This window comes from Chryseobacterium kimseyorum (assembly GCF_025971945.1).
In the GTDB taxonomy this organism is placed as follows: domain Bacteria; phylum Bacteroidota; class Bacteroidia; order Flavobacteriales; family Weeksellaceae; genus Chryseobacterium; species Chryseobacterium kimseyorum.
In genome coordinates this window covers 43,527-67,195 of record NZ_JAPDHW010000007.1, presented here as the reverse complement: position 1 = coordinate 67,195, position 23,669 = coordinate 43,527, and the positions used below count along the sequence as shown (strand labels likewise).

General features: G+C 36.2%; 20 protein-coding genes and 1 tRNA gene. 5 read left to right on the top strand and 16 right to left on the bottom strand.

Annotation, left to right across the window (positions count from 1 at the left end):
* Positions 1 to 64: 64 nt before the first annotated feature.
* The 7 genes from OMO38_RS11285 to OMO38_RS11255 form a co-directional block, all read right to left on the bottom strand.
* Positions 65 to 676, bottom strand: coding sequence for a TerD family protein (locus OMO38_RS11285; RefSeq protein WP_264750278.1), 612 nt, complete (start codon positions 674 to 676; stop codon positions 65 to 67).
* A 154-nt stretch (positions 677 to 830) separates the two neighbouring features.
* Entirely contained in the window at positions 831 to 1,751 is a 921-nt protein-coding gene (locus tag OMO38_RS11280) for a hypothetical protein (protein ID WP_264750277.1), read from the bottom strand.
* Between the two features lie 38 nt (positions 1,752 to 1,789).
* Positions 1,790 to 2,965 carry a toxic anion resistance protein gene (locus tag OMO38_RS11275; RefSeq protein WP_264750276.1) on the bottom strand — a complete coding sequence of 392 codons (1,176 nt, stop codon included), beginning with the start codon at positions 2,963 to 2,965 and terminating at the stop codon, positions 1,790 to 1,792.
* Between the two features lie 6 nt (positions 2,966 to 2,971).
* On the bottom strand, positions 2,972 to 3,526 hold the full coding sequence (locus tag OMO38_RS11270; RefSeq protein WP_264750275.1) for a TerD family protein: 555 nt from the start codon (positions 3,524 to 3,526) through the stop codon (positions 2,972 to 2,974).
* Positions 3,516 to 4,340: a phosphoribosyltransferase family protein gene (locus OMO38_RS11265; protein WP_264750274.1), complete on the bottom strand. Its 825-nt coding sequence runs from the start codon at positions 4,338 to 4,340 to the stop codon at positions 3,516 to 3,518. Before OMO38_RS11265 ends, OMO38_RS11270 begins: the two co-directional genes overlap by 11 nt.
* A gap of 1 nt (position 4,341) precedes the next feature.
* A complete protein-coding gene (locus OMO38_RS11260) occupies positions 4,342 to 5,016 on the bottom strand; it encodes an HAD family hydrolase (RefSeq protein WP_264750273.1) in 675 nt (224 codons plus the stop codon).
* 261 nt (positions 5,017 to 5,277) lie between these two features.
* The gene (locus OMO38_RS11255) at positions 5,278 to 6,816 is read right to left on the bottom strand and encodes a SulP family inorganic anion transporter (RefSeq protein ID WP_264750272.1); all 1,539 of its coding nucleotides are present in this window, start codon (positions 6,814 to 6,816) and stop codon (positions 5,278 to 5,280) included.
* A 749-nt stretch (positions 6,817 to 7,565) separates the two neighbouring features.
* Between OMO38_RS11255 and OMO38_RS11250 the strand changes: the two genes are divergently transcribed.
* Positions 7,566 to 7,985: a transposase gene (locus OMO38_RS11250; protein ID WP_264750271.1), complete on the top strand. Its 420-nt coding sequence runs from the start codon at positions 7,566 to 7,568 to the stop codon at positions 7,983 to 7,985.
* Positions 7,961 to 8,335, top strand: a complete 375-nt coding sequence (locus OMO38_RS11245; RefSeq protein WP_264750270.1) for a helix-turn-helix domain-containing protein — start codon at positions 7,961 to 7,963, stop codon at positions 8,333 to 8,335. Before OMO38_RS11250 ends, OMO38_RS11245 begins: the two co-directional genes overlap by 25 nt.
* Positions 8,336 to 8,388: 53 nt before the next feature.
* On the opposite strand, the gene OMO38_RS11240 is transcribed toward OMO38_RS11245, so the two are convergent.
* From OMO38_RS11240 to OMO38_RS11230, 3 genes are all read right to left on the bottom strand, one after another.
* Positions 8,389 to 13,200 carry a DNA repair ATPase gene (locus OMO38_RS11240; RefSeq protein ID WP_264750269.1) on the bottom strand — a complete coding sequence of 1,604 codons (4,812 nt, stop codon included), beginning with the start codon at positions 13,198 to 13,200 and terminating at the stop codon, positions 8,389 to 8,391.
* 444 nt (positions 13,201 to 13,644) lie between these two features.
* A complete protein-coding gene (locus OMO38_RS11235) occupies positions 13,645 to 15,654 on the bottom strand; it encodes a flotillin family protein (protein WP_264750268.1) in 2,010 nt (669 codons plus the stop codon).
* A 235-nt stretch (positions 15,655 to 15,889) separates the two neighbouring features.
* A complete protein-coding gene (locus OMO38_RS11230; protein WP_264750267.1) occupies positions 15,890 to 16,537 on the bottom strand; it encodes a hypothetical protein in 648 nt (215 codons plus the stop codon).
* Between the two features lie 201 nt (positions 16,538 to 16,738).
* Here OMO38_RS11230 and OMO38_RS11225 point away from each other — a divergent pair, with 201 nt between their 5' ends.
* On the top strand, positions 16,739 to 17,353 hold the full coding sequence (locus tag OMO38_RS11225; RefSeq protein WP_264750266.1) for a helix-turn-helix domain-containing protein: 615 nt from the start codon (positions 16,739 to 16,741) through the stop codon (positions 17,351 to 17,353).
* A 12-nt stretch (positions 17,354 to 17,365) separates the two neighbouring features.
* Here the strand turns inward: OMO38_RS11225 and OMO38_RS11220 are convergent, their stop codons facing one another.
* On the bottom strand, positions 17,366 to 18,589 hold the full coding sequence (locus OMO38_RS11220; RefSeq protein ID WP_264750265.1) for an alpha/beta fold hydrolase: 1,224 nt from the start codon (positions 18,587 to 18,589) through the stop codon (positions 17,366 to 17,368).
* Between the two features lie 273 nt (positions 18,590 to 18,862).
* Between OMO38_RS11220 and OMO38_RS11215 the strand changes: the two genes are divergently transcribed.
* The gene (locus OMO38_RS11215; RefSeq protein WP_264750264.1) at positions 18,863 to 19,321 is read left to right on the top strand and encodes a VOC family protein; all 459 of its coding nucleotides are present in this window, start codon (positions 18,863 to 18,865) and stop codon (positions 19,319 to 19,321) included.
* Positions 19,322 to 19,559: 238 nt separating this feature from the next.
* Positions 19,560 to 19,844: a DUF3817 domain-containing protein gene (locus OMO38_RS11210; protein WP_264750263.1), complete on the top strand. Its 285-nt coding sequence runs from the start codon at positions 19,560 to 19,562 to the stop codon at positions 19,842 to 19,844.
* A 51-nt stretch (positions 19,845 to 19,895) separates the two neighbouring features.
* Here OMO38_RS11210 and OMO38_RS11205 read toward each other — a convergent pair whose 3' ends face one another.
* From OMO38_RS11205 to OMO38_RS11185, 5 genes are all read right to left on the bottom strand, one after another.
* The gene (locus OMO38_RS11205) at positions 19,896 to 20,993 is read right to left on the bottom strand and encodes a slipin family protein (protein WP_264750262.1); all 1,098 of its coding nucleotides are present in this window, start codon (positions 20,991 to 20,993) and stop codon (positions 19,896 to 19,898) included.
* 525 nt (positions 20,994 to 21,518) lie between these two features.
* Positions 21,519 to 21,585, bottom strand: a tRNA-OTHER gene (locus OMO38_RS11200).
* Between the two features lie 276 nt (positions 21,586 to 21,861).
* Positions 21,862 to 22,425 (bottom strand): metallophosphoesterase family protein, encoded by a 564-nt coding sequence (locus tag OMO38_RS11195; RefSeq protein ID WP_264750261.1) that lies wholly within the window; start codon positions 22,423 to 22,425, stop codon positions 21,862 to 21,864.
* Positions 22,426 to 22,503: 78 nt separating this feature from the next.
* Positions 22,504 to 22,875 (bottom strand): cyclic-phosphate processing receiver domain-containing protein, encoded by a 372-nt coding sequence (locus OMO38_RS11190; protein WP_319804248.1) that lies wholly within the window; start codon positions 22,873 to 22,875, stop codon positions 22,504 to 22,506.
* A 109-nt stretch (positions 22,876 to 22,984) separates the two neighbouring features.
* Positions 22,985 to 23,470: a ribonuclease H-like YkuK family protein gene (locus OMO38_RS11185; protein WP_264750260.1), complete on the bottom strand. Its 486-nt coding sequence runs from the start codon at positions 23,468 to 23,470 to the stop codon at positions 22,985 to 22,987.
* Between the last annotated feature and the right edge of the window lie 199 nt (positions 23,471 to 23,669).

The window sequence follows — 23,669 nt, the reverse complement described above, 5'->3', positions numbered from 1 at the left end:
AGATACAGGTATTGCTCAGTATTTATGAGTCTAAAATTATAGAATTTCAGACAGATTTTTGTGTTTACAAATATTTTTGCTTCACTGTTTCAATGGTCTGCTCCAGTTTTCTGTCGGCAGTAGGATCTCCGATGGCATTGAATTTCCACTCGTTGTTTCTCTTGTAGAAAACGCCCATTACCATTGCCACGTGACCACTGAAAGATTTGTCGTTGGCAATATCATATTTAGCAAAAACCTCCTTTACACTGGTTGGAGTTCCTTCATAAATACGGATTGACGCAAAAGGAATCGTTCCGAAATCCTGACCTTTGTAGCTGTTTAAAACCAAAGCTACGTGCTCAACTGAAGAATCAAGTTTTGCGAAATCAACAGTAATAACCTCATTGTCTAAACCGTCATCTCCGCTTACATCACCCGTTAAATCATCCCCGCTGTGTCTTACAGATCCGTTTTTAGATTTTAAGTTCCCGAAGTAGATTACTTCCGTAGCATTTTTATTGCTATCATATAAAATGCAGCTTCCATCAAGGTCTACTGCTTCTTTTGAAACGCCACCGAAGAAACTTTTCTTCTCAATTGCGCCCCAGTTTATTCCAACACAAGCCTGGGAAAGCGTTGTTCCGTTTTCTTTTGTAAGGTTTATTCTCTGTCCTTTCTGTAAGTTGATTGCCATAGTTCTGTACTGTTTAGTTATATTTTGAAGCAGTAAAAAAGTAAATCATCAAATGTGAATTGTGAATTCAGTAATTAATATAAAATTTTTACTTTTTACTTTTTACTTTTTACTTTTTACTTTTTACTTTTTACTTTTTACTTTTTACTTTAAATCAATTATTTAAATTTAAATTCAACATCGCGCGCAGAATATTTGTCTCCTCATTGACATCAAATATTTTACTCATAATGTCCACATTTTCGAGATTTCTTTGATAGTCTTTTAAAACAGCATCTACACCCTCAGGCAGAATTCTTTTATTTTCGTGAATGGTTTCTTCAAGCTGCTCGTTTCTTCTCTTGAGCTGATTCATCACTGATGCCTGATTTGACTCGTTTTCTGAAGTATCTAAATATGACAACTCATCATTAGTCAAATACAGCCTTCTTTCTTCCACATTAAAGATAAAATGCTCATCCGACTGAAAAATCCTGAAAAGTTCATACTCGTCACGGCCCAATCTGAACCCGCAAACAAAGCGAACCTTAAAATTCTGAATGTTTAATTTCCCTAAAAGTTTCCGCTCAATAGCATAATCCTGATACTGATAAGAAGGAACATTGCCCAGTTTTAATTTGGTTTCGTCTGCTTCCGTTCTGTAGAATTCTACTGCGTATTTTTTATGAAAATAGAGAACATCATTCCAGTTTAGGGTGAATTTGTCTTCAGTCAGATCTTTATACAGTTTTCTCAAATGTTCAGAAAAAACGCCGCTGTAAAATTTACGGTCTGTCTCGAAATTATCAACTTTTTTCTCCTCAAAATTTTCAATGTACTGATTATTGATATTGATCTCATTAATCACAGCCAACAGATCATTTTCCTTTTTCTTTTTGATCTTGGTAAGCAGTTCTATCAGACTGTCAGTATATTGCAAATGAAACAGCTCAAGTTTATTGTAATCTAAAGTCTTGTTTTCTTCAAATAATTTATGAATAATATCGGTTTTAATGTACACCGATATCACGTCAATATTTTCAAAGAAATTAGAGAGAAGTTTAAGCCTGGTTAATCTTCTTCTACTCTGAGACATTATGATTGCAACTTCATCCTCCACGCTTTTGCTCTATTTTACCCTCTGATATTTGCCTTTAATTCTGATTCTAAAGTCTGCAGATCCTGATCCAGCTTTCTTCTGCTTTCTGTACCCTGTTTCTGAATTTGTTTTACCTCATTCAAAGTGTTGATCAACATCGCAGTCGTTTCTTTCAAGGTTTCAGCCGAAACAATAGTCTGCTCGTTGGCTTTCGCAACATTGATAGAATTCTGACCCAGACGCTCCGCATTTTTTCTCAAAATCTCTTCTGTAGTAGAAGAAACTCTCTGCTGAACTTCAATATTCTGCTGCTGTCTGTGCATTGCCACCGCCAATGAAAGCTGATTTTTCCAAACCGGTAAAGTGGTTGTTAAAATCGTCTGTGCTTTTTCAGCAATTGAAACGTTGTTGTTCTGCACCAATCTGATCTGTGGAAGTGACTGCATCATAATCAAACGAACCACTTTTAAATCAGCCAGTCTTCTGTCTAATCTGTTGATGAAATCTCTTTTGTCAGCAATCTGGTAGTCAGCAAAATTCTGCACATTGGTTTCCATGTTTGCCAACTCTACTGCCGCTTTCTCCATTCTCAGATTCCCTGCAATCACCAATTCTTCAATAGCCTTTATGGAATTCACATTACTGTCGAAAATAGTCTGCAAAACGGCATTATCTTTCGTTGAAGTAATGATTCCAGCATTTACCTTATGAGAAATCTGGTCGATATTGCTTGTGATTTTGTCATATTTGGCGAAAAGATTATCAACCTGAGTCAGCATCTTTTTCATGAAAGGAAGTCTGCTCAGAAAACCTTTTACGCCACCGTTATTAATCTCGTCTACGTCTACATAATTTAATTCGATCAGAAGATTATTGATCAGCTCTCCTACTTCGCCGGAATTTGATCTTCTCACGTTTCCTAAGAAACTGTCACTCTGATTGGCTAACGTTTTCTGTAAATCTGAACCGAAATTAACGATTGAACCCGGATTAGATTCATCAATGGCATTAGCCATCAATTCATACTTATGACGCTCTGCATCCTGAATCTGGCTTAAATTTACATTTCCGTCTCTGTCCACCAAAACCGCCGGAGCCGAACTTTGAACTGGCTGAGCCGGCTGTGCCTGTGGCATAGGTGTAGGCTCAAACGTTTTCAGAGGCTCGATCGACTGAAGTGGATCTATATTTTGATTGTCCTGATTATCCATAACTGATTATTGATACATTGATACAAATTTCTCTAAACCGTCTCTCTGACCGCTTCCAACTGCCTCGAATTTCCACTCTCCGTTTCTGTTATAGATTCTTCCGAATTCTACAGCCGTTTCGATAGAGAAATCTTCGTCTAATTCATATTTCAGAATCTCTTCGTTAGTGTCTGTATTAAAAATTCTGATGAAAGAATTTCTCACCTGCCCGAAGTTCTGTCTTCTCTCGTCAGCATCGTGAATCGTTACCACAACGGTAATTTCTTTTACGGCATCATCAATTTTTGTTAAATCAATTTTGATCTGCTCATCATCACCATCACCGTCACCCGTTAAGTTATCACCAGAGTGAATTACTGCTTTATCCGGAGATTCAAGGTTGTTATAAAAAATAAAATGATTGTCTGAAACCAGTTTTTTTCCGTCATTCAGCAAAAATAAAGAAGCATCCAAGTCAAATGCTCCACCTGTAGATGTATTGTTGATGTCCCAACCTAAACCGATCGTAAATTTTGGAGCGTTTATATTTTCTCTTTGTCCTTTCTGTAAGTTAATAGCCATAATTAAGTTCTGTTTGTGTTAAAGTGTTTATATTGGTTTCGTATTCTTTTATTAAATGATAATTGTTGCTGATTGCCAGCTCGAGAAGATGATCCATCTGCTCTTTTTTAATTTTAGACGTAAGATAATCAAAATTACTTGATTCTAAACCTAAAATATATTTTACAATTCTTGTATTAAACTGAAAACTTGGCTTCACCATCACTTCTGCAACGTGCTCTACATTCTTTACTGCGTAATAATTAAAGTAGTTTTCAATTTTAGGATCCAGTTCAAAATTCATTAATTCAGCATAATACATGAACAGGAAATCTGCCTGTACATCAAACTCATTCAGGATTTTATTTACTGTAAATTCATGACTTCCTGTAATTTTGATATCATCAATAAAAATACAGAGTTTACCTCTTAAAAAATCCTTATCAAGATAATAGGTATCATTGGCAATCAGACTCTTACGATCTTCAAAGCTCAGAGTACCATAATCTGTTGTATAGGTATGATTTCTATTGATTTTAGATAAAATACTTGACTTTTTCCCTTTTTGAAACAGATAATAATCCAATTGCTTTTTAAAATAAAAACATAAAAAATTAGAAGCCGTCGGAATTGCCATATATGGACTCGGTAATACGAGAATCTCTTTGTCTGTATCTAAAATTTCTTCATGCTGAGCAATAAATCCTTCGAATAATTCTTTGGCAAATTTTTCTGCATATGACCTGTCGCCATACTTAAAATAGCTGTATTCAGCAGGCGAAAACGTAAATTCATCTGCCGAATGAATGTGGTGCAAGCTGTACCTTTTGTTCATATTATATAGTGTGTTTTAGTAAGTGTGCGTTGAAACCAAAATCTTTTGCGCCTTTGTAATCCGCAACCGGATTATCACCTATATGCAAAATCTGATTCATTTTTAAATCCTTGTTTTTCAGTAAATTTTTGACCTCCTGAAAAACAAGCGGATTGGGTTTGGAAATCTTCAGTTCATCAGAATAAATATGAAAGTCAATATACTGATCCAGGTTTTCGTTGATCAGGAATTTCCTCATGGTTGTACCCTTGATAAATCCTGTGTTACTGAGAATATTTATGGTCTTTCCCTGACTTTTAATCTCGTCAAAAAACTGATGCAAATTTTCAAAAATTACAACAGGTTTGTATTCTAAAAATAAATCCTCACTTTTCTGATAAAACTCGTTTAATTTTTCCCTGTTTAACTGTTTTAAATCAACCTGTAAAGAATTCAGAATCAGTAAGTAAATCTCAAAAGTGTCTACATTCCCACCGATAACTTCGTTGATGGTATTGCACAGGTCATCATAATATTTTACCACTTTTGCAACTTCATCAATAGGTTTGCTGACGTCAAAAAACGAGGAGAAGAGCTCAACTCTTTTTGCTTTAAATTCAGGATGAGATTTTATTAAGGTAAGCCACAGATCAAAAGAAAAATGAGCGTGGTTTTGGATGTCGATATCTGTTTTCAATTTTTTTTAAGTTAAATGGTTCTTAGCTTCTATTGAAAAAGATTTTTAATATGTTGTATCATTATTTAAATCAATTGTGTTTGAATTTCAAATCTATTCAAAGATAAAATTTTTCTTGTAATCTTTATTTATTTTAAGATTATTTAAGATTTGGTTCATTTACAACAGACAGAAAAGATCTCATAGACATTGTAGACGTTGAAATTTTACAGAAAATTATTAATAATAATCAAAATTCCAAAAAATGAAACCTTAAAATCCTTACTTCTCCGGCATCACTTTATATGTAGGGTCCTCCTGAATATTCACTTCAATCACGGCTTCAGCATTTTTCAACATCTTTCTACTGTCTTCACTCAGATGTTTCAGATAAAGTTTTTTACCAAGCTGAGCGTAGCGTTTAGAAAGTTTATTCAGGGCGTCAATCGCACTCATATCGACGATTCTGCTTTCTCGAAAGTCAACAACAACTTCCTGAGGATCTTCCGCAGGATTAAATTTATCGGCAAACGTAGTTACAGAACCGAAAAACAAAGGACCCAATATTTCATAATGCTTTACCCCGGAGTCATCAATAAATTTCCTTGCTCTGATTCTTTTAGCATTATCCCACGCAAAAACCAAAGCGGCAATAATTACCCCTACCAAAACCGCCAATGCAAGATTATGTAAAAGCACTGTAATGGCAGCCACGGTAATCCCCACAAAAATATCCGACTTGGGCATTTTGTTAACAATCCGTATCGACACCCACTGAAATGTGGAAATCGCCACCATCATCATAACTCCTACCAGTGCAGCCATAGGAATTTTTTCAATAAAAGGTGCTCCTACCAAAATAATGATCAATATAGTAATTGATGCGATAATCCCGGAAAGTCTGGCTCGTGAACCTGCATTAAGATTCACTAAAGTCTGGGCAACCATCGCACAACCTCCCATACCGCCGAAAAACCCGTTGGTAATATTGGCTAAGCCCTGCGCCACAGATTCTTTGTTGGCACTTCCTTTAGAATCCGTGATCTCGTCCACCATCGACAGAGTAAGTAAAGATTCGATCAGACCGACACCGGCCATAATCATTGCATAAGGGAAAATGATCTGTAAAGTTTCCAGAGAAAATGGAATACTGGGAATATTGAAAACAGGCAGACTGCCACTGATGTTGGCAATATCAGCAACAGTTTTTGTATTGATATTAAATCCTAAAACTATTCCGAAAACAACAATAATTGCTACCAGAGATGCAGGTACAACTTTCGTCAGTTTAGGGAAAAAATAAACAATTGCGATCGTCAATGCCGTCAGACCTCCCATTATATACAGTGCCGATCCCTGAAGCCAAGTAACGACCCCGTTACTATCGGTCACTTTAAACTGTTCGATCTGAGCCATAAAAATGATAATCGCCAAACCATTCAGAAAACCATACATTACAGGTTGCGGAATCAAACGGACGAATTTTCCCAATTTAAAAATACCGACAAGCATCTGAAAAATACCGGCAAGTGCCACGGCAGCAAAGAGATATTCCACACCATGAGATTTTATCAACGCGATCAGTACTACGATTGTAGCACCTGCACCACCGGAAACCATTCCGGGACGACCACCCAGAACGGCAGTAACCAGCCCCATCATAAAGGCAGCATACAAACCGGTAAGCGGTGAGAGCCCGGCGAGTATTGCAAATGACAGTGATTCGGGAATCATAGTCATAGCCACCGTGAAGCCAGCCAAAAGCTCATTTTTATAATTTATTTTTTTTGAAAAATCAAAAGGCGCGATGGTATTTTTCATTGGGAAGCTTTAAAGCAGACAATTATGAATTTTATAATAAAAACAGAAAAAATTTATTTACAATTAAATTCGAACTATCAAAGATGAATAAAAATGTTTTAAGAATAATTATTTCACTAAACAGACTCAATTTTTCATTTGCCAAAGGTAAATACTATGAATAAAGTATACAATCTTTATGGAGGAAGAATTTTTGACAAACAAATGAATGTATCTTATTGAATATCTTAAAGTAACCATCAAATTACTTGCAATATAATAAGTGTAACCACTTTTATTACCTTTTAATCATCAACATAAATTAATTATTGTTAATAATAATTAAATGTAAAATTTGGTGTTTAATTGGCTTTTTTTGTTTAATTTTGAAGAGTTAATAAGTTAGTTTTTAAAATAAACCGATTAGAATCTTCGGAATCTCAAATGAAAATATAGTCTGTATTATTCATTAACACGGGAAAAACGGCAAAATTCCAATCATTAAATTTTAAAATAATTACCTGATTATTCAGAGAACTCCCCTCGCCTTTGAATAATCGAGATGACGAACTAGAAAACAGACATAGACATTTAAAACCAATTATAATAAATTGACTTTTAGAACAGTACAAGTTTTCAACAGATCATCTCATGCTATCTACCCTTTGTAGATTTCCGCTGAAGTTTTTTTTCAAAGCTTCGAAAAAACGCAAATACCTATCAGTTACTGATTATTGGAGAAATATTTAAAAATAAACCATTATTTAAAAATGTTATACAAAGTAATACATATAGGTCAGTCGATCAAAGAACTTGTAGATCACAACGAAATTACAATCGAAAGAATATGTAATTTTTTGGGTAAAGACGAGGAGTTTGTAGAGAACGTTTACGCGAGCAAATCGATAGACACAGACATTCTTTTGCGATGGTCTAAATTGCTGGAGTATGACTTTTTTAGATTGTACAGCTCCCATTTGATTTTGTATGCGCCGCCATCAGCAGTGAATAAAAGAAAAGAAAAATCCGACAAAGCACCACAGTTCAGAAAAAATATTTACACTCAGGAAATCAAAGATTTTATTCTTAAACAAATAGAATCCGGAGAAATGACGCAGGCAGACGTCATCAAAGAATACTCGATCCCAAAGAGTACACTTCACCGATGGCTGCAGAAAAAGCAATCGTAACCACCAAAATTTATTATATGAAAATGAGACCTAATTACAGCAAAATTTATCACGATCTTCTGCAGGCAGAATATCCAGAAAAATTGAAAGACGTAAAAGTCACGGAGCTTCTTCAGAATCTTAACACCAGCGACGAGGTGATTAAGTTTAACGAAAAACTTTTCAAACAGTCGAAAGAAAGTTTAGAAAACAACCAGAAGCTGAGAACGTACGACAGAGAAACGATGCTGAAGATCTTAATGTATCAAAAGCAACACGGATTCTCGAGCAATTATATTTCAAAAAAATATAAAATCAGCAGAACAACCATTGCAAAATGGAAGAAAATCTGCGAAGACGATATTCAATAAATAAAACAGGAAATGCTGCGGTAACCGCAGCATTTTTTTTGCAATATATCGCTCTAATCTTTCTTCAAAACATCTTTAATCCCATCCAGACCTTCGCTAAACTGAGCCAGCAAAGCCACAATCTGCGTCATTCGATCATTTTCACCTAAGCCTTTGATCATTTTATTTTTGACAAAAGTTTTCTTGATCTCTTCCCAACGTTTTTTTTCATCTTCAGAAATCAGATTCATCAGTTCCTTTAATTTCAACATATTCGATTCTGCTCCGGTGGTCAGCGTCTGCGATTCATTCTGATAATGATTTAAAACAATCTGCGTTACCTCATCTTCCTTTAAAATCGGCTGAATATTTGAAATCAATTTATTCATATTCCGATACGAACCCTGCAATTTAAAGGACGGCTCGTTTCTATAATCATCGGCCATTGCTGCAGAAGCGATGTACTGTTTATTGACTTTCAGAACGATATCTCTAACCTTCAAAGTATTTTCAAGAACCTTTCTGAAATCTGAAATTTCATTCGAACTGAAATTTCCTGCCAGATCAACATTCGGAGAATTGGTTTGAATGCTGTTGTACAGACTGTAAAGATTTTCCATTCCCTGATTGGTCAGTCGGGTGAGATAATCGTTTGACATCAGGGCATTTTCAATTAAACTCAAATCAAATAATTCCGTTTTGCTGCCAGAAATTTCACCCAAATTATAAGTATCCGAACGGTTCGCCAACATATCCGGAATTTTGAATTTCTCGCCACTTTCCGTGTACGGATTTCCTGCCATGACGAGACAGAAACGTTTTGACCTTAAATCATAGGTTTTACTTTCACCGTTATAAATTCCTTCAATTTTTCTTTGTCCGTCAGCTAAAGAAATGAATTTCTGTAAAAACTCAGGATTGCAATGCTGGATATCATCAAGGTACAACATTACGTTGTCGCCCATTTCCAGAGCTAAATTCAGTTTTTCCAATTCCTGTTTTGCGCCGGCATTCTTAGCCTCATTCGGATCTGTGGAAACAATATCATGACCAATTGACGGACCGTTGATCTTCATGAAAACCAATCCCATTCGGTCTGCCATGTATTCCATCAACGTGGTTTTTCCGTAACCGGGCGGCGAAACAAGAAGCAACATTCCCATTCTGTCGGTGCGCTTGTCGTTTCCAACTGTTCCCAATTGCTTGGCTAAATTCGCTCCAATCAGAGGAAAATAAACATCATTAATCAATTTATTTCTTACAAAAGAGCTTAAAACCTGAGATTTGAACGTATCAATTTTCAGACTTTTCTTTTTATCGCTCACCCATTTCGCTTTCAATTCCTGCAACTGTTTGTATTTCGGAACAACCACTTCAGTGAAATTGGACAGGCGTGAACTGAATTCATAATAATTTAAATGATAATCGAGGTCTTTTTCTAATGATTTCAAACCTTTTAAATCCGCTTCATATGTGACATGAAGAATATTTTCAGTGTTGAATTGCTGGGTTACAAAAAAGACTGCGACTTCTTTTTTCACATCCTCTTCAAAATTCATTTCTGAATTTAATAAGAATGCATTTAAAGCACTTTCTGCGATTGAAAAGCACGCTGATGGATAATTTTTTAATGCATTCAGCTGATCGATGAATTCAAGATCCTTTCCTTTGTCCTTTAAATCTTTTAAAAATGATTCGAACAGCAGAGCCGCCTTTTCAGAAACAACAAACGCTGATTTACTTTCTCTCTTTAAATAAATGGCAGCATTGAAATCATTGACCTCAGCAAAAAGATGATTACTTTGTGCAAAAGACCTGATCTCATTTGAAAGCTCATCGTTGAGATGTTGAAAACCCTGATCAGTTACAAAAGATTTAGAAATTAAATTGGCCGCTTCAAACTGTTTCTGATAATATTCTTTTCTTTCCTGATTCAAAAAATACCAGAACAATTGCGCCAAGGCTCTTTCAGATGGCGTAAACTGCATCAGTCCCAATTCATTATGCATCTGCTGAAGTTTTGAAACAATCGTTAAAGCATCTTCATCATGAATTCCTTTCACCAAACCTTCACCAAAATGCTCAGTCATAAACTGCTGGATCGCATTCCGGTTTTGTTCTTCAGTGTTGATGTTTTTATTTTTTGAGAAAATATTCCAGGCTAAATATTCAAAACGTTTTACCTGAGAATTTTCCGAAATATATTCCTGATTCCACACGTCTTTGTAATCTGCAACCGCATCAAAATTCAGAGGCTCATAAAATCCAGTTCCGGTTAAATGATAATAGTACTGAGCATTCCTGAGCACCAAAGTCAGATCTAATTTCTGACGGTTGACCGCAAATTTATAATCACCCAATGCGATCACATTGTCGCCGTCTGCGTAAATTTCTTTCTTATCCTTAAGCTTTCTGACTGCTTCCTGCTGCGAAGTTTTCAACAGGGTCTGAATTTCTTCCGCCTTGGCAGAATCTTCCATATCCATCAGCTGTCGGGAAATATCACGAACCTTTTCCACCATAAGATCGGTCGCAAAATAGCCGTTGATCTCATTTTCAGCATCAAAGGATTCGGTTTTTGTTTTTACGGACTGCAAAATTCTTTTTGCCGAATCATATAAATTCTGCGTTCTCTTGTTACGAGATTCCGTGAGCTGAACTCTTTTGTTTTGAAAATGACCGTATGCTTCTTCTCTTTTCTCGCCGATTTTTTGGATAAACTCATCAAAATCAATGAATTTGGTTTCCATTTCTTCGAGCTGAATGGATAGTTTGGTCAGATATTCATCGCATTTTTCCGGAGCTTGCGAAAGTTCGAGAAAATTTATCACGGATTGGTCAAACAATGTCATTTGCGCCTGAAAATCAGCGGACAATTCTTTACCGGAAATTTCTCTTTTTCTTTTCGACAATTCCAGTCGCTCCTGATTTAATCTTGCAAAGATCACCGAGATATTTTCAATAATCTGCGTTGATTGCGAAGTATCTTCAATTTTTAAATTATTGACAATATCCACCAAAAGCTCGAGCTGTGAAGACAAATTCGTGATTTCTTCTTCAATCGTTTTAGCATCAATTGCTTTCTGTAAATTGATAATATTTTCTGAAATGGACTGCGCTCTGGTTTCGTAAGGGGACAGAGAATTTTCCTGCAGCAGAAAATTGACACAAGCACCGGAAAGTTCTTCTGATCTTGCCGCCAGTGACTGATCTAAGGCATCGAAAATTTTAACATCGACATATTTCAGATCTCTCGCTCCAGTAATTTCGCCACGCAGCGCCCGGATTTGTGAAAGCATATCGATATATTCAGTCAGTTCAGAATAATGAATCCTTTTGGTATTATCCAGAATTTTCTCACAGGCAATTTTGATTTTCTCAACAGCTTCTGCGGTATTTTTCTTCTGTTCGACCACTTTTTCAAACTCGTTGATCGCGGAATGGGCAATGCTTCGAATTTCCTTTAAAGGCTGATCAAGGTTTTCGACCTCATCATCACCAAGAAAATAATACGCATCTAAAATCGTTGTGGAAAGCTTAACAATATCATCGTACAGCCCGCTGTAGGAATCTTCTTTGTTGAGTAAAGTAATCAGTTCCTGAGTTTCCGCCATCACTCTTACGATATCTTTGTTCCCGATTTTGTAGATGAGTGTGTCAGATTTCTCAGTATTCGGCAGCAATTCTTTTGCGTAGGGCGTTTGCCAGATTTGAGCTAAATGATGTTTCGTCGTTTCTACACTTTCTCTTAAATAAATCAGCTTTCCATCATTTAAAATGGAATATCCGCTGCAACGGATCGGCGTTTCGATGGTCTGCGTAATGATATTGTACGAAATCAGCTGATAATTATTGGTTTTATCATCATAAAAAACGTACATAAAATTTTCGCCGTTCGGTTCAGAAATCGTTTTCAGATAATGAAGACGGTTTGAATCCTGAGAGATTACTTTTAGACCTCCAGTCTGTAAAGCGTACCCATTGGAAAATAGCACACCTTGATTTTCCGGAAGCAAAACCGCCGAATGTTTCAAGGTATCAACACGCGAAACGATTTTTTCTTTATGATTGTAAATGAAATATCTTTCCGTTTCCTGATATGGTTTAATTTTAAATAAAACCAAATTATCAAGATCACAGAAGTGAATTTCAGCATCATCGAGATTCTGATCTTTATGGATAACATCCTCGGAGTAAATTCCTTTTCCCGTGTCGGTATTGTCCTCGATTTTAATGGTAATATCTCCACCAATCGATTCCACAAAAACTTTATCTGCCAGAGAAACGTGCGGAAATTTTCCGCTGCGCTGCATATCCCTAGTCGCTTTCGTCCACGCAAAAACATGTTGTGGCGGATATGTCACCTCCGAAGCACTTCTGGAATCCACATACACCAACTGATCTTCTTTGATCAGCCATTTGAAAGCCTTGATATCTGATGTACTTTCAGACAGCTGGAAAACCATGTACAGATAGTTTTCGGTAAAATGAAAACGTGCAAAGAAGGTGTTTCGGTAATATTTATACAAATTTTTGAACTCTTCAACGAAGATTTCATCATTGATCAGCGATAAATCACGAGGTTCAAAACGGTCGTTATTGATCGTGTAAATTGAGAAAACATCTGTAATATTAATTTCGCTCTGCAAACCCAAATGCGCATTTGATCCGAAAATCAACGTGTTTTTCAGTGAAAAAATATCTTTGGCGACGCAGTTGTGTTCGGTAGAAATTCTTTCATTCGCAATGAGAGAAAAATCTACGCCCCCGAAAATTTCTTTACGGTTTTCGTTCAGCTTCTGAAGCCTTTGAATGAGGTCGTTTTTCTGCTCATTCAGACGGCTTTGAATTATTTCGTATGTCCCTGAATTTAATTTTTCTGACATAGGTTTTAATGTTTGATGAATGATGATGGATGTTTGATGTCAACATCATTCTGTTATGTTTTTGAAAATATTATGTATATTTTTCTTTCGTAAAGGCGTTTGACTTCGTCGAATATGATTTCACTCAGCAAAGCTTTGATTAAATTGTTGAAAATAAGTTTTGGCTAAAGCCAAATGATAAGAGAGTCATTTTGCTTAATTTTACTGGTATTTTTCACCCTTTAGGGTTGGGGTAAAAAAATTCCATTAAAATTTTGATTTACAATCATTTAAGCAGACTTTAAAAAACTCTCAAAGCATCATCGAAAAATTACACATTGAGAGTTTTACAATATAAAATAGTTACTGTTTTGTTGTTAATTTTTTGATAGGATTACATCCTATCCTTTGTTAAGCCGTCCCTTCGGGACTTTTTCAGTAAATCAAAATATTTTTTTTAGGTTTTTATCTGATTGGTTTCTGTTCGATACCGAGGTTTTTTGCCATATCCATTGCTCTTGACAAGAGACCTTTTTCCTGTTGGTCGGCAACGCCGTTCAGTTTGAAGATCAGACTTGCGATGCTCATGTTTTTGATGTCTTCGGAAGAGATATTGTATTTATCAACCATTCCCATTACTTTTCTTATGATATTTTCGCCATCGCCTAAAAGATTTTCTTTTACCAATGTAGCATTTTCACTGTGGCTGATGAATTTATCTAAACCTTTACCGGCTGAAACCTGACGAACCACATTGTCAAAGAAGGTGTTGTCACCTCCAACGATATCAATTTTAGCAGATTTGAACGCTTCCGCCAAAACTCCAGCCTGAGCCTGTGCAATATCTTTCTGGATGGAAATATGCGCCAGTTCCACTTCTTTTTCTTTTGCTAAAGTCAGTCTGAATTCTTCGTGATCTTTTCCTGCATCGTTCAGCTTTTTCATCGCTTCTGCTTTCTCGGTGATTCCGGCTGCTTCTGCAAACGCCTTTTCTTTGATTACTTCAGCCTGAGCAACTCCTTCTTTTCTTTCTGCTTCCGCTTTTTTCTCGATAACAATTGATTCTACAATTCCCTGTCTTTCGGCTGCGTCGGCTTTAGCGTGAAGAACCTGAGCCTCAGACAAACCAACTGTTGCTTCTTCTTTCGCTTTTGCGTCAGCGATAATTTTACGCGCTTCCGCTTCTTTTTCTGCCGCATCTCTTTTCGCCTGAGCTTCAATCACATATTTCTGAGCATCTTTTTCTGCAGATAATTTTCTCGATTCCGCTGCTCTGGTTTCCTGAATCAATTTCTTTTCTGCTTCCTGAGTTGCCAAAGTAATTTCAACCTGCTTGGTTCTGTCAGCCGTTTTGAAGGCTTCCAAATCTTTAATTGTCTGCTGCTCTTCAACAACTGTCTTCTCCATAATCAAACGCTCACGGATGGCATCCTGAATATTTTTCTTCTCGAGTTCGATGGCTTTTTCTTTTTCAATCTGAGCCAGCGAAACAATTCTTTCTCTTTCAGTTGCTTCAAGCATTTTATCTTTCTGCACTCTTTCCGTTTCAACCAAATCAGCACGTTCTTTATTTTTAGAAGCGATCACAACCTGTCTTTGCTTATTTTCTTCAGCAATCTGCAATTTTTCTTCAGTCGCAATGCGCACAGTTTCATATTTCAGACGCTCTTCTTCATCAACCTTTAGAATTTCAGCATTTTCACGTGCTTTAATATTGGCTACTTCTCTTTTTTGAGATTCTTCTTTCTCAGCCAGCTGTTTTTCCAGTTCTAAAATTGCTTCACGGGCTTCCACATTCTGCTTGGTGATCGTTTTTTCTTCATCTCTGCGAACCTGATTGGCTTTGATATTCTGAGTAGCCGTCAGTTCAGTGATTTTCTTAATCCCTTCAGAATCTAAAATATTGTCTTTATCTAAATTTTCAATCTTCGTCTGCTCCAGATAATCGATCGCGCAGTCATCCAAAACATATCCGTTCAGATCGGTTCCGATAATATGTAAAATTTCCTGACGGAATTCGCTTCTCGCTTCGTAGAGTTCGATAAATTCAAACTTTTTACCTACTGTTTTCAGCGCTTCAGAAAATTTCGCCTCAAATAATTCTCTCAAAGTATTGATGTCAGACGCTCTCTGGCAACCAATCGTCTGTCCTACATTTACAATATCATCTGCCGATTTATTCACTCGGATAAAGAAAGCCACCTGAATATCGGCTCTCATATTATCTTTACAGATCAAACCTGCTTTTCCTTCTCTGGCGATTTCCAGTTTTTTAACCGAAATATCCATCGATTCCATTCTGTGGATTACCGGAATTACAATTCCGGCATTGAAGAAAACTTTGGTTCCTCCATATCCCGTTCTTAAAATTACGATTCCCTGAACGGTCTTTTTATACATCGATAAAATCCAGAAAATCAATCCGAGAGATGCTATCACTGTGACAACAATCCCAACAATCAAAGGTGTATTCATATTTTTATAGTTTATTTGTTTAAATGTGTTTTTAATTTATTTAACGCAAAGGACGCAAAGATTTCCTTCACTATTGTTCTGCATATTTTCGGTTCGTAAAGGCGTTTGACTTCGTCGGATCTTCGATTTCTCTCAGCCAAGACATCTGACAATAAAATGATTAATACTAATTAAAGAAGCAATTCTAAAATATAGCTGAACATCAGCATAAATAAGGTGATCATTGTTTTACTTTTTAAAATTTTATTTCTTCAGCGACGTAATAAATTCTTTTCTCGCGGTCTTCATCTACGATGTAAACAGTCGTTCCATGATTAATGACTTCACCATCTTTGCTTCTCACCATCAGGATCATCGGATCTTTTCCTACGAACACTTCCAGCATTCCGGTTTTATCTCCGTGGATGGTTGATTTCATTCTCCCCTGTCGCCCCAGAAAATCATGTGGAATTTCGCCCTTGTGATTAATTTCTCTGAAGAATGGATTTAATGGTTTTAAAATTAATTTCGTCAACAGAATGCTGATGAAAAATATCGGAATTACCATTAAAGCCGAGATCCAAATTTCAAAAGAGAAAAAAGACTCGAGATAAAATGAACCCAACCAGGTCAGTAAAAGTGAAAGCGTCAGGAAATACGTGATCGGTACAATATCAAGATTCAGAAATTTCAGAAACTGAAGCCACCCCGAAGCATCATCCCCAACATGAAAGTGACCATCCGGACTGTTGACATCAGTATCAATATCAGCATCCAGCCCGACATCTATATCCAGTCCAGTGATAATGGTAAAGAGCCAGTAAATGACCGATAAGATCAGCAACACAGATAAAACCGTGTTAACCGGAGAAAAAGCTATATTTAAAAATTCCTGATCAATCATAATTCATTATTAATAGATTATTTATTTTGCAATAAATATTCAAATCTTATTAAATATTTAAAACATTCCGACTAAAAAACCTCACCAAAACACTTCATTTATATCGGATGTTCACAAATATAATAAAAATATATTAAAATGCAAATAATATTAGCAAAACAATTAAATTTAGTCTTACATTTGCAAAAAAGATTAGAACTTATGAGTTTTTTCGGAGCTAACATTAAGACAATACGACATGCAAAAGGTTTAAGCCAGCAGGCATTCGCAGATTTATTTGAACTGAATCGAGGCGTTATCGGCGCGTATGAAGAAGGACGTTCAGAACCTAAAATCGCCACTTTACTAACTGTAGTTCATTACTTTAATCTCGATTTAGACAAATTTCTGACTGTTCCGTTAACTGTTGATGATTTAAATAAGCCGGAAAATTTCGAAAAATTCCAACTCTCCTTTAATTCAGATCTGCCTTATCAGGAGAATAATTTTGAAAACAACATTCAATACAACTCACTGCAAAAAGCATTAGCAAATATTGATTTAATCTATGAATTCAAAAAAAGCACATCGGTTTTGTCAAATTATAAAATTGGGGACTTTTTGTTTTTAATGAAGTCGAATATGTTGGAAGAAAATCCTGAAACTCTGTTATGTATTGAAAATGGAAATCTGCAGTATCTAAGTTCAGTTTCAGATCAAAATCATTCTGAAAAAGAGGTGTACAAAATCGCTGGCTATTTATCTTCTGAGCAAAAAAATATCCTCTCCAGCATTTTGGAAAGGATTGAGATTTTGGAAAGAAAATCCATTAAATAATCAATACATTTTTTATTTTTCGAAAAATTCCAAAATGGCTTTATTAAATTTTTCGGGCATATTTTTAGGAGCCTCATGATCTCCACCTTTGAAAATCAACATTTTCCCATTCGGAATTTTATCGGCGATGAGTCGGGTGTGTTTTTCCGGCATCACATCATGCTCTCCGGCCATTACCAAAGTTGGAGCCTGTATTTTTTTCAAAGCGTCCGGATTGATATTAGGCTCGGTGAGAAGCAGCATTTTTAAACGGTAATCCATATTGTTTTCTGCGACGCCTCTTGCCTTCATTTCATTGACCTGTTGATGGAGTATTTTATTGATTTCAGGATCTACTGAAGTTTCGTTATTATACAAAACCGTTCCCATTATAGCCATTTTCTTTACTTTGTCAGGATGTTCCATTCCTAATATGACCGCAATGTTTCCGCCGTCGCTCCAGCCTAATACGTTGACATTTTTAAGATTTAATTTATCTAAAAATACGTTGACATCATCCGCCATTAATTCATAGGTTAATCTCACATCGTCTGAAGTGGAGTTTCCTTGTCCACGACTGTCTAATCCTATCACCTGATATTTTTTGCTTAAAACTTCCAACTGATTATCAAAACTCGCCATCGAACTGTTGTTTCCGTGGATTAGCAAAAGCGGGTAGCCTTGTCCATAGATTTCATAGTATAATTTAACACCGTTGATATCAATCATTTTTCCGACTTCTTTGTTATTGCCAAAAGTTGGCTTAACATCTGCGTCTGAATTATCAATCAGCAATGACTGTTTTCCTGAAAAAGATTTAGCCGTCGAGATTGACATTGTAGAACCTTTTTCCGCAGCGTGGGATTGCCAAGGCATCAATGAACCTTCTTCAAAATCGCCGTTCTTCACAGGAATTTCGATTTTATCCTTACCATCCAAAACATACAATTTAAAATCATCAAGATAATAACTTCCTTTACCTGCTACAGAAACTCCGATCACAAGTCCCATCGCATTTTTATCGATTTTACCTTTCATTTCGTATGAGCTCCACTCTCCTTTTTTATAGTAAATTCCAGCATCGGGAGTGTGTGTAGGATCTTTCATTACTTTGCCTTTACTGTTCATCGGCACGGTGGCAAGTACAATCCACGAACTATTGGAAATCTCGTTGTTATAGAATATTTTCCCTTCCAGAATAAAGTTTTTACCTTGATATTTTTCAACATTCACTCCCTGATAAATCTGGTATAGCATCTGCCCTGAAAATTGAGCAAAAATTACGGAGAAAAGAAAAATGAATACATTTAAAATTAGTTTTAGCATAATTGATAAGATTTTACAAATAGATGACAGTATAGATACCCATTTAGTTACAATTCAAGATAAAAAAAAATATCACACATTAAAGATAAAATTTAATTGTAAGGCAAAATGAAATATATCTATCATTCATTTTTAATAAAGGAATCGTAGATTTTAAATTTTAGAAAATCCGTTTTATAGTTTTGTCTAATTAAATTTTTAATAATGATAAAAGGACTTTACGAAACACACATCCAGGTAAGCAATTTAGAAAATTCAATACAGTTTTACACCGAAGTTTTAGGCTTAAAGTTGGCTCACATGGACGAAACAAGACCTATCGCTTTTCTGTGGATTGGCGACCAGAAAGAATCTATGCTTGGTTTGTGGGAACAGAAAGAAAATTTACAGACCAGACATTTTGCTTTTTCAGCAGACACAAATGACATTCTGAATTATTCAGTTGATTTTTTGAAAACTAAAAACCTACAACCTTACAACTTCATGAAGAACGGGTCAATTCAACCGATGGTTTTTGCGTGGATGCCGGCTTTAGCAATCTACTTTAACGATCCCGATGGAAATCAGCTCGAATTTATTTCGATTTTGGAAGGTGTTGGAAAACCGGAACTGGGCGTGATTTCTTATCAGGAGTGGATGGAGAAAAGCAGTGAAATGATTTAAAGTCAAGCATTTTTTAATCGGACTGAAGTCCGATACTTTGTCAGGCCGTCCCTTTGGGACTTTTTGCTGGAATAAAAAGGTGATATTTTTTGAAACCTGTTTAGTTTTAAAAATAATTTGTAAAAATTTCTTTCAGTTGATAAATGATTTTGCTGTTTCACAAAGCTCCGATATTGCCCATTCAAGAGAAATCATCTAATATTGCAGTAGAAAACAAAGAAATTCCAAAATTATTAAAATGATAAATTTATATCGAAAAACAGCCGTGATAGAAGGTATTTCATATCTGATTCTGCTTTTTATCGCGATGCCTTTGAAATATTTTTTCGACTTCCCACACGCTGTAAAATATTTTGGATGGATTCACGGAGTTTTGTTTCTCGTCTTTTTTGTCTTTTTAATTTTGGCAGCCATCAAATACCGATGGAGTCTGATGAGAATTGCTCTTTATCTCGTTGCATCCGTTGTACCGGTCGTTCCGTTTGTGTTGGATAAAAAGCTGGCAGAGGAATACCCGAACTAGAATCATAAAAAAACCAGCTCATGATTGAACTGGTCTTCTTTTATTTAAAAATTATTTAGCGAAAATCTCCTTCAACTGAGAAACGATATTGCTGTTTCCGGAAACTGTGATGTCACCGATTTTGTCGGCAATTTTCTCCATGTATTCCATTTCTTTCAGTTTCCACAAAACGTCGTTTTCCTCCATTAATTTTGCGGTATTGAGCAAACTTCTTGTGGAAGCCGTTTCTTCACGACGCATAATGCTGTTGGCCTGCGCTTTTTTCTCGGCTATCAAAACCTGGTTCATGATTTCTTTCATTTCACCAGTCAAAATCACATCCCGAATTCCCGCGTCAGAGGCTTTCAAACCTAAGTCATCGGCTTTTGCTCCAAGGTTTTCCAAAATTTCTCTGCCGACAGAATCTTTTTTAATCAGCAATTCATCTAAAGTCAATGCTCCAACGAATTCACGCAACGCCAACTGCATCAAAATATAAAGTTGCTTGTCGTATTCTTTGTTGTTCATCAAGGCTTTCACCACGTTTTCAACTTGATAACGCACGTAAAAATTGATTCGCAACATCGCTTTATCTTTGGTCAGCAATTCCTGTCCGGCGATTTCCATTTGCTGCATTCTCGTATCTACAGCTTTCACTTCGACAGAAGTTTCGTTGTTCCAAAAGTAGAATGTTCCGGCTTCCAAAACCTGGGTCAATTTACCGTCAATCAACAGCAAACCTTTGTATTGATTGGCGATGACAAACTTTCTGACATAACTTTTCAACTTGATATTCTCTAAAATTGTTTTAGAAATATTCTCGGTGATTTCAACTTTCGTTAAATCCACTTTTTGAAATTCTCTGTTCACAATTTCTTTCCAGAAAGCATATTGACCCACGTTCAAAACTTCTTTAAAGATTCCGTTTTCGTAAACCAAAACGATTTCGCCGTCTTTCACATCTACAAGCTCAATCATTGAAGCTAAATCTTTATTTTTCAGCAAAAGATTCAAATCGTCGCCGGCTCTGAACTGGGCTTTCATTTCAAAAATCTCTACAGATTTGTTTCCGAAAAGCCAGTAATTGCCTTCTTTCAAAATTTCGGTTAAGTTTCGGTTTTTAAAAACCAGACCGACCTGGTATGCTTTAATTTGTACATTTTTAATCATTATATTTGTTTTTAAAGTGTTATTAATTTTAATTAAAAAAGGAAATTCTGAAATTTTCTCATCCAAAAAATGGCGGAAGAAAAGCGGTTTATAAAAAATCCATCTGTATCAAAACCTGATATTCAACTTTATTGCTATTTTCAAATTTTGGGCGTGTCCCTCTCCACTGCAAAGGCAGCAGCCCGGGTCGCTACGTCCACTTCTACTCCTCGCTCATCGGCTGTCGCCTCTTCACTGCGGGGTATCCGTTACCATCGCTCACGCAAAAACCGTCATCATAGAAAATTGACCGAACAATCGTCAGTCTATTAAACTAAACTTCATTTTTCCAAAATCATCTTTTCCTGCAAGCTTTTTCAAATTGTTGATTTAACAACTGAAAAAACCTCAGAATTTTCCTCTGAGAAATGTTTTTATGAATGAGAAAACATTTAAAAACTCCATCAAAATAGATTTTGAGTCTATTTAAAATGATACTACAAACTTAATTGTAGCGCGTCAACCATTTCGCCATACCAACCGAATTGGCAGTGGGATTCGAACCCACACATCAAAAATTGCTATTACTCTAACCGAACTGAGTTATATTTCCCGAAAGAAATAGAAGGACTCGAACCTTCGACCCATAGCGTTATGGTGAAATTTTTTGGCAAATTTCTAAAACCTTCAGATCAAGCTGAACAGAAAAGACTCATGTTTCTCAACAAACCCTTCTGCAATGGCGATATACCGAAACGCTCAACATGACCTGTCTGATATTTTGACTGAAATCCATCGATGAATTTTAGTATTATTTCTAATTGATGATGCAAAGTAAAGATGCTATTGCGCAATCATTTTGCGTAGAAATAAATTATTTTAATTTTATCTAATTTCTCGGGGCAAACGGTGGTGTCCATTTCTTTTTCTGCATCAAACTCTTCACTTCTTCATATGAAACCGGATAAAAATTGTGACAATCTACTCCGACGTCGAGGCTTAAACTCATCTCGTCATCAGGCAAAGTTCCGTGTGAATGACCGTAGAGTTGCCAGGTTCCGCGATGTGAGCCATTCCAGGTTCGCATTGCGTAATGCAAAAGAATAATCTTCTGTTTGCCGTTGCCGTTCTCCGGTTCATCAATCCGCAATTCATGATAATCTTTTATCGATTCAAATCTTTTCGGATAAGTCAAGGTTGCTCCTTCATGATTGCCCTTGATCAGATGGATTTTGCCGTTGAGCCGATCCAGAATTTCTTTTGTAAAATCCGGTTTACCTAAACTGACATCACCCAGATGGTAGACGGTATCATCTTTACCGATTTTCTCATTCCACCTTTTGATGAGTTCTTCATTCATCTGTTCCAACGACTCAAACGGCCGTTCGGAAAATTTTATAATATTGGAATGACCAAAATGATGGTCTGCGGTAAAGAATATATTTGTTTTCATTTTTTTTAATTTTTGGTGCTGGATGCAGGTTGCCGGAAGTTTTCTATTTGTAAAAACTTCCAACTAATATTTCTGCTGTCAGCGGGTTAATTTTTTGTAATTGTTTAATAAACTTTCAATGTTCTCCTTGCCTACAGGATTCATTGAGTGACTGAAAAACTTCGGTAATTCTACATTATGATCCATACAATAATTTATTAACCATTTTGCACATTCGTAACCTGTCTTTTCAGGAATTTCGTGAGAATCTGATTCTAGGTAATCTTCGTCAGCAAGATCGTGATCAAAGGAAATAAATTCAGGAAATCCTTCTACTAAAATTGAACTTACAAATTGATGGTAATTCCGAACAATTTCCCAGTCGTCTCTGAGGAAAATATCTTGCTTTGTATAGTGATAAGCATCAATTGGATGTCTCAGATCATCCAAAAAAAGTAGTCTTTTTGTCATTTCAATAATTTTATAGGTTGGAAGTCAAAAGCTGGATGCCAGAAATTTACATCATACTACCAAACTTCCCGCTTCCCTCTCCCTGCTTCCTGCTTCCTGCTTCCTGCTTCTACACCATCATATCCGCACAATTGGAACTTGCGAAAGCAAAAGGTTTTGCTTTAAAAACATATCCCATTCCCAAAATATATCCCATTGTGTCTTTCAAAGCGACGTTGGATTTGAATTCAGGATCGGTATTGATGTCGGCGTGAACTTCCATTTCGACATTATACATTTCTAAAACTGAACAGATGGCATATGCGATTTCTACAGATTTGTTGACCTCGTTGAGCATTCGTTCTTTGATGCTGATTTTCTGAAATTCTCTTTCTTTTCTGATAAAGGTAAACGCTCCTTTTCCTTCACGGATAAAGACAACTGCGGTTGCATAACTGATCTCATCGCCATAAACGTGGGAATCTGAACCCACACAAACTTTCAGTCGGTATCCATTTGCCTGTTCGCGGATGATGGCCTCTTCTACCAAATTGGTGATCGTATTTCGGAAAATCTTTCCGGTCATGTTTTGCCATGTTTGTTGTTGCGTTTCCATTTTTTTAACATGTTTTAAATTTGTTTTGTTTAAAATTTCTATGAATAATTATTTTAATATCTGTACTCCGGCACCGTGCTTATTTTAACGCAAAGTCCGCAAAGATTTTTTACTACCCACTGCTATTAAAGTTCGCAAGGGCGTTTGACTTTGTCGAATCTTCGATTTCACTCAGCTAAGAACACAAAGCCTTTTCAAT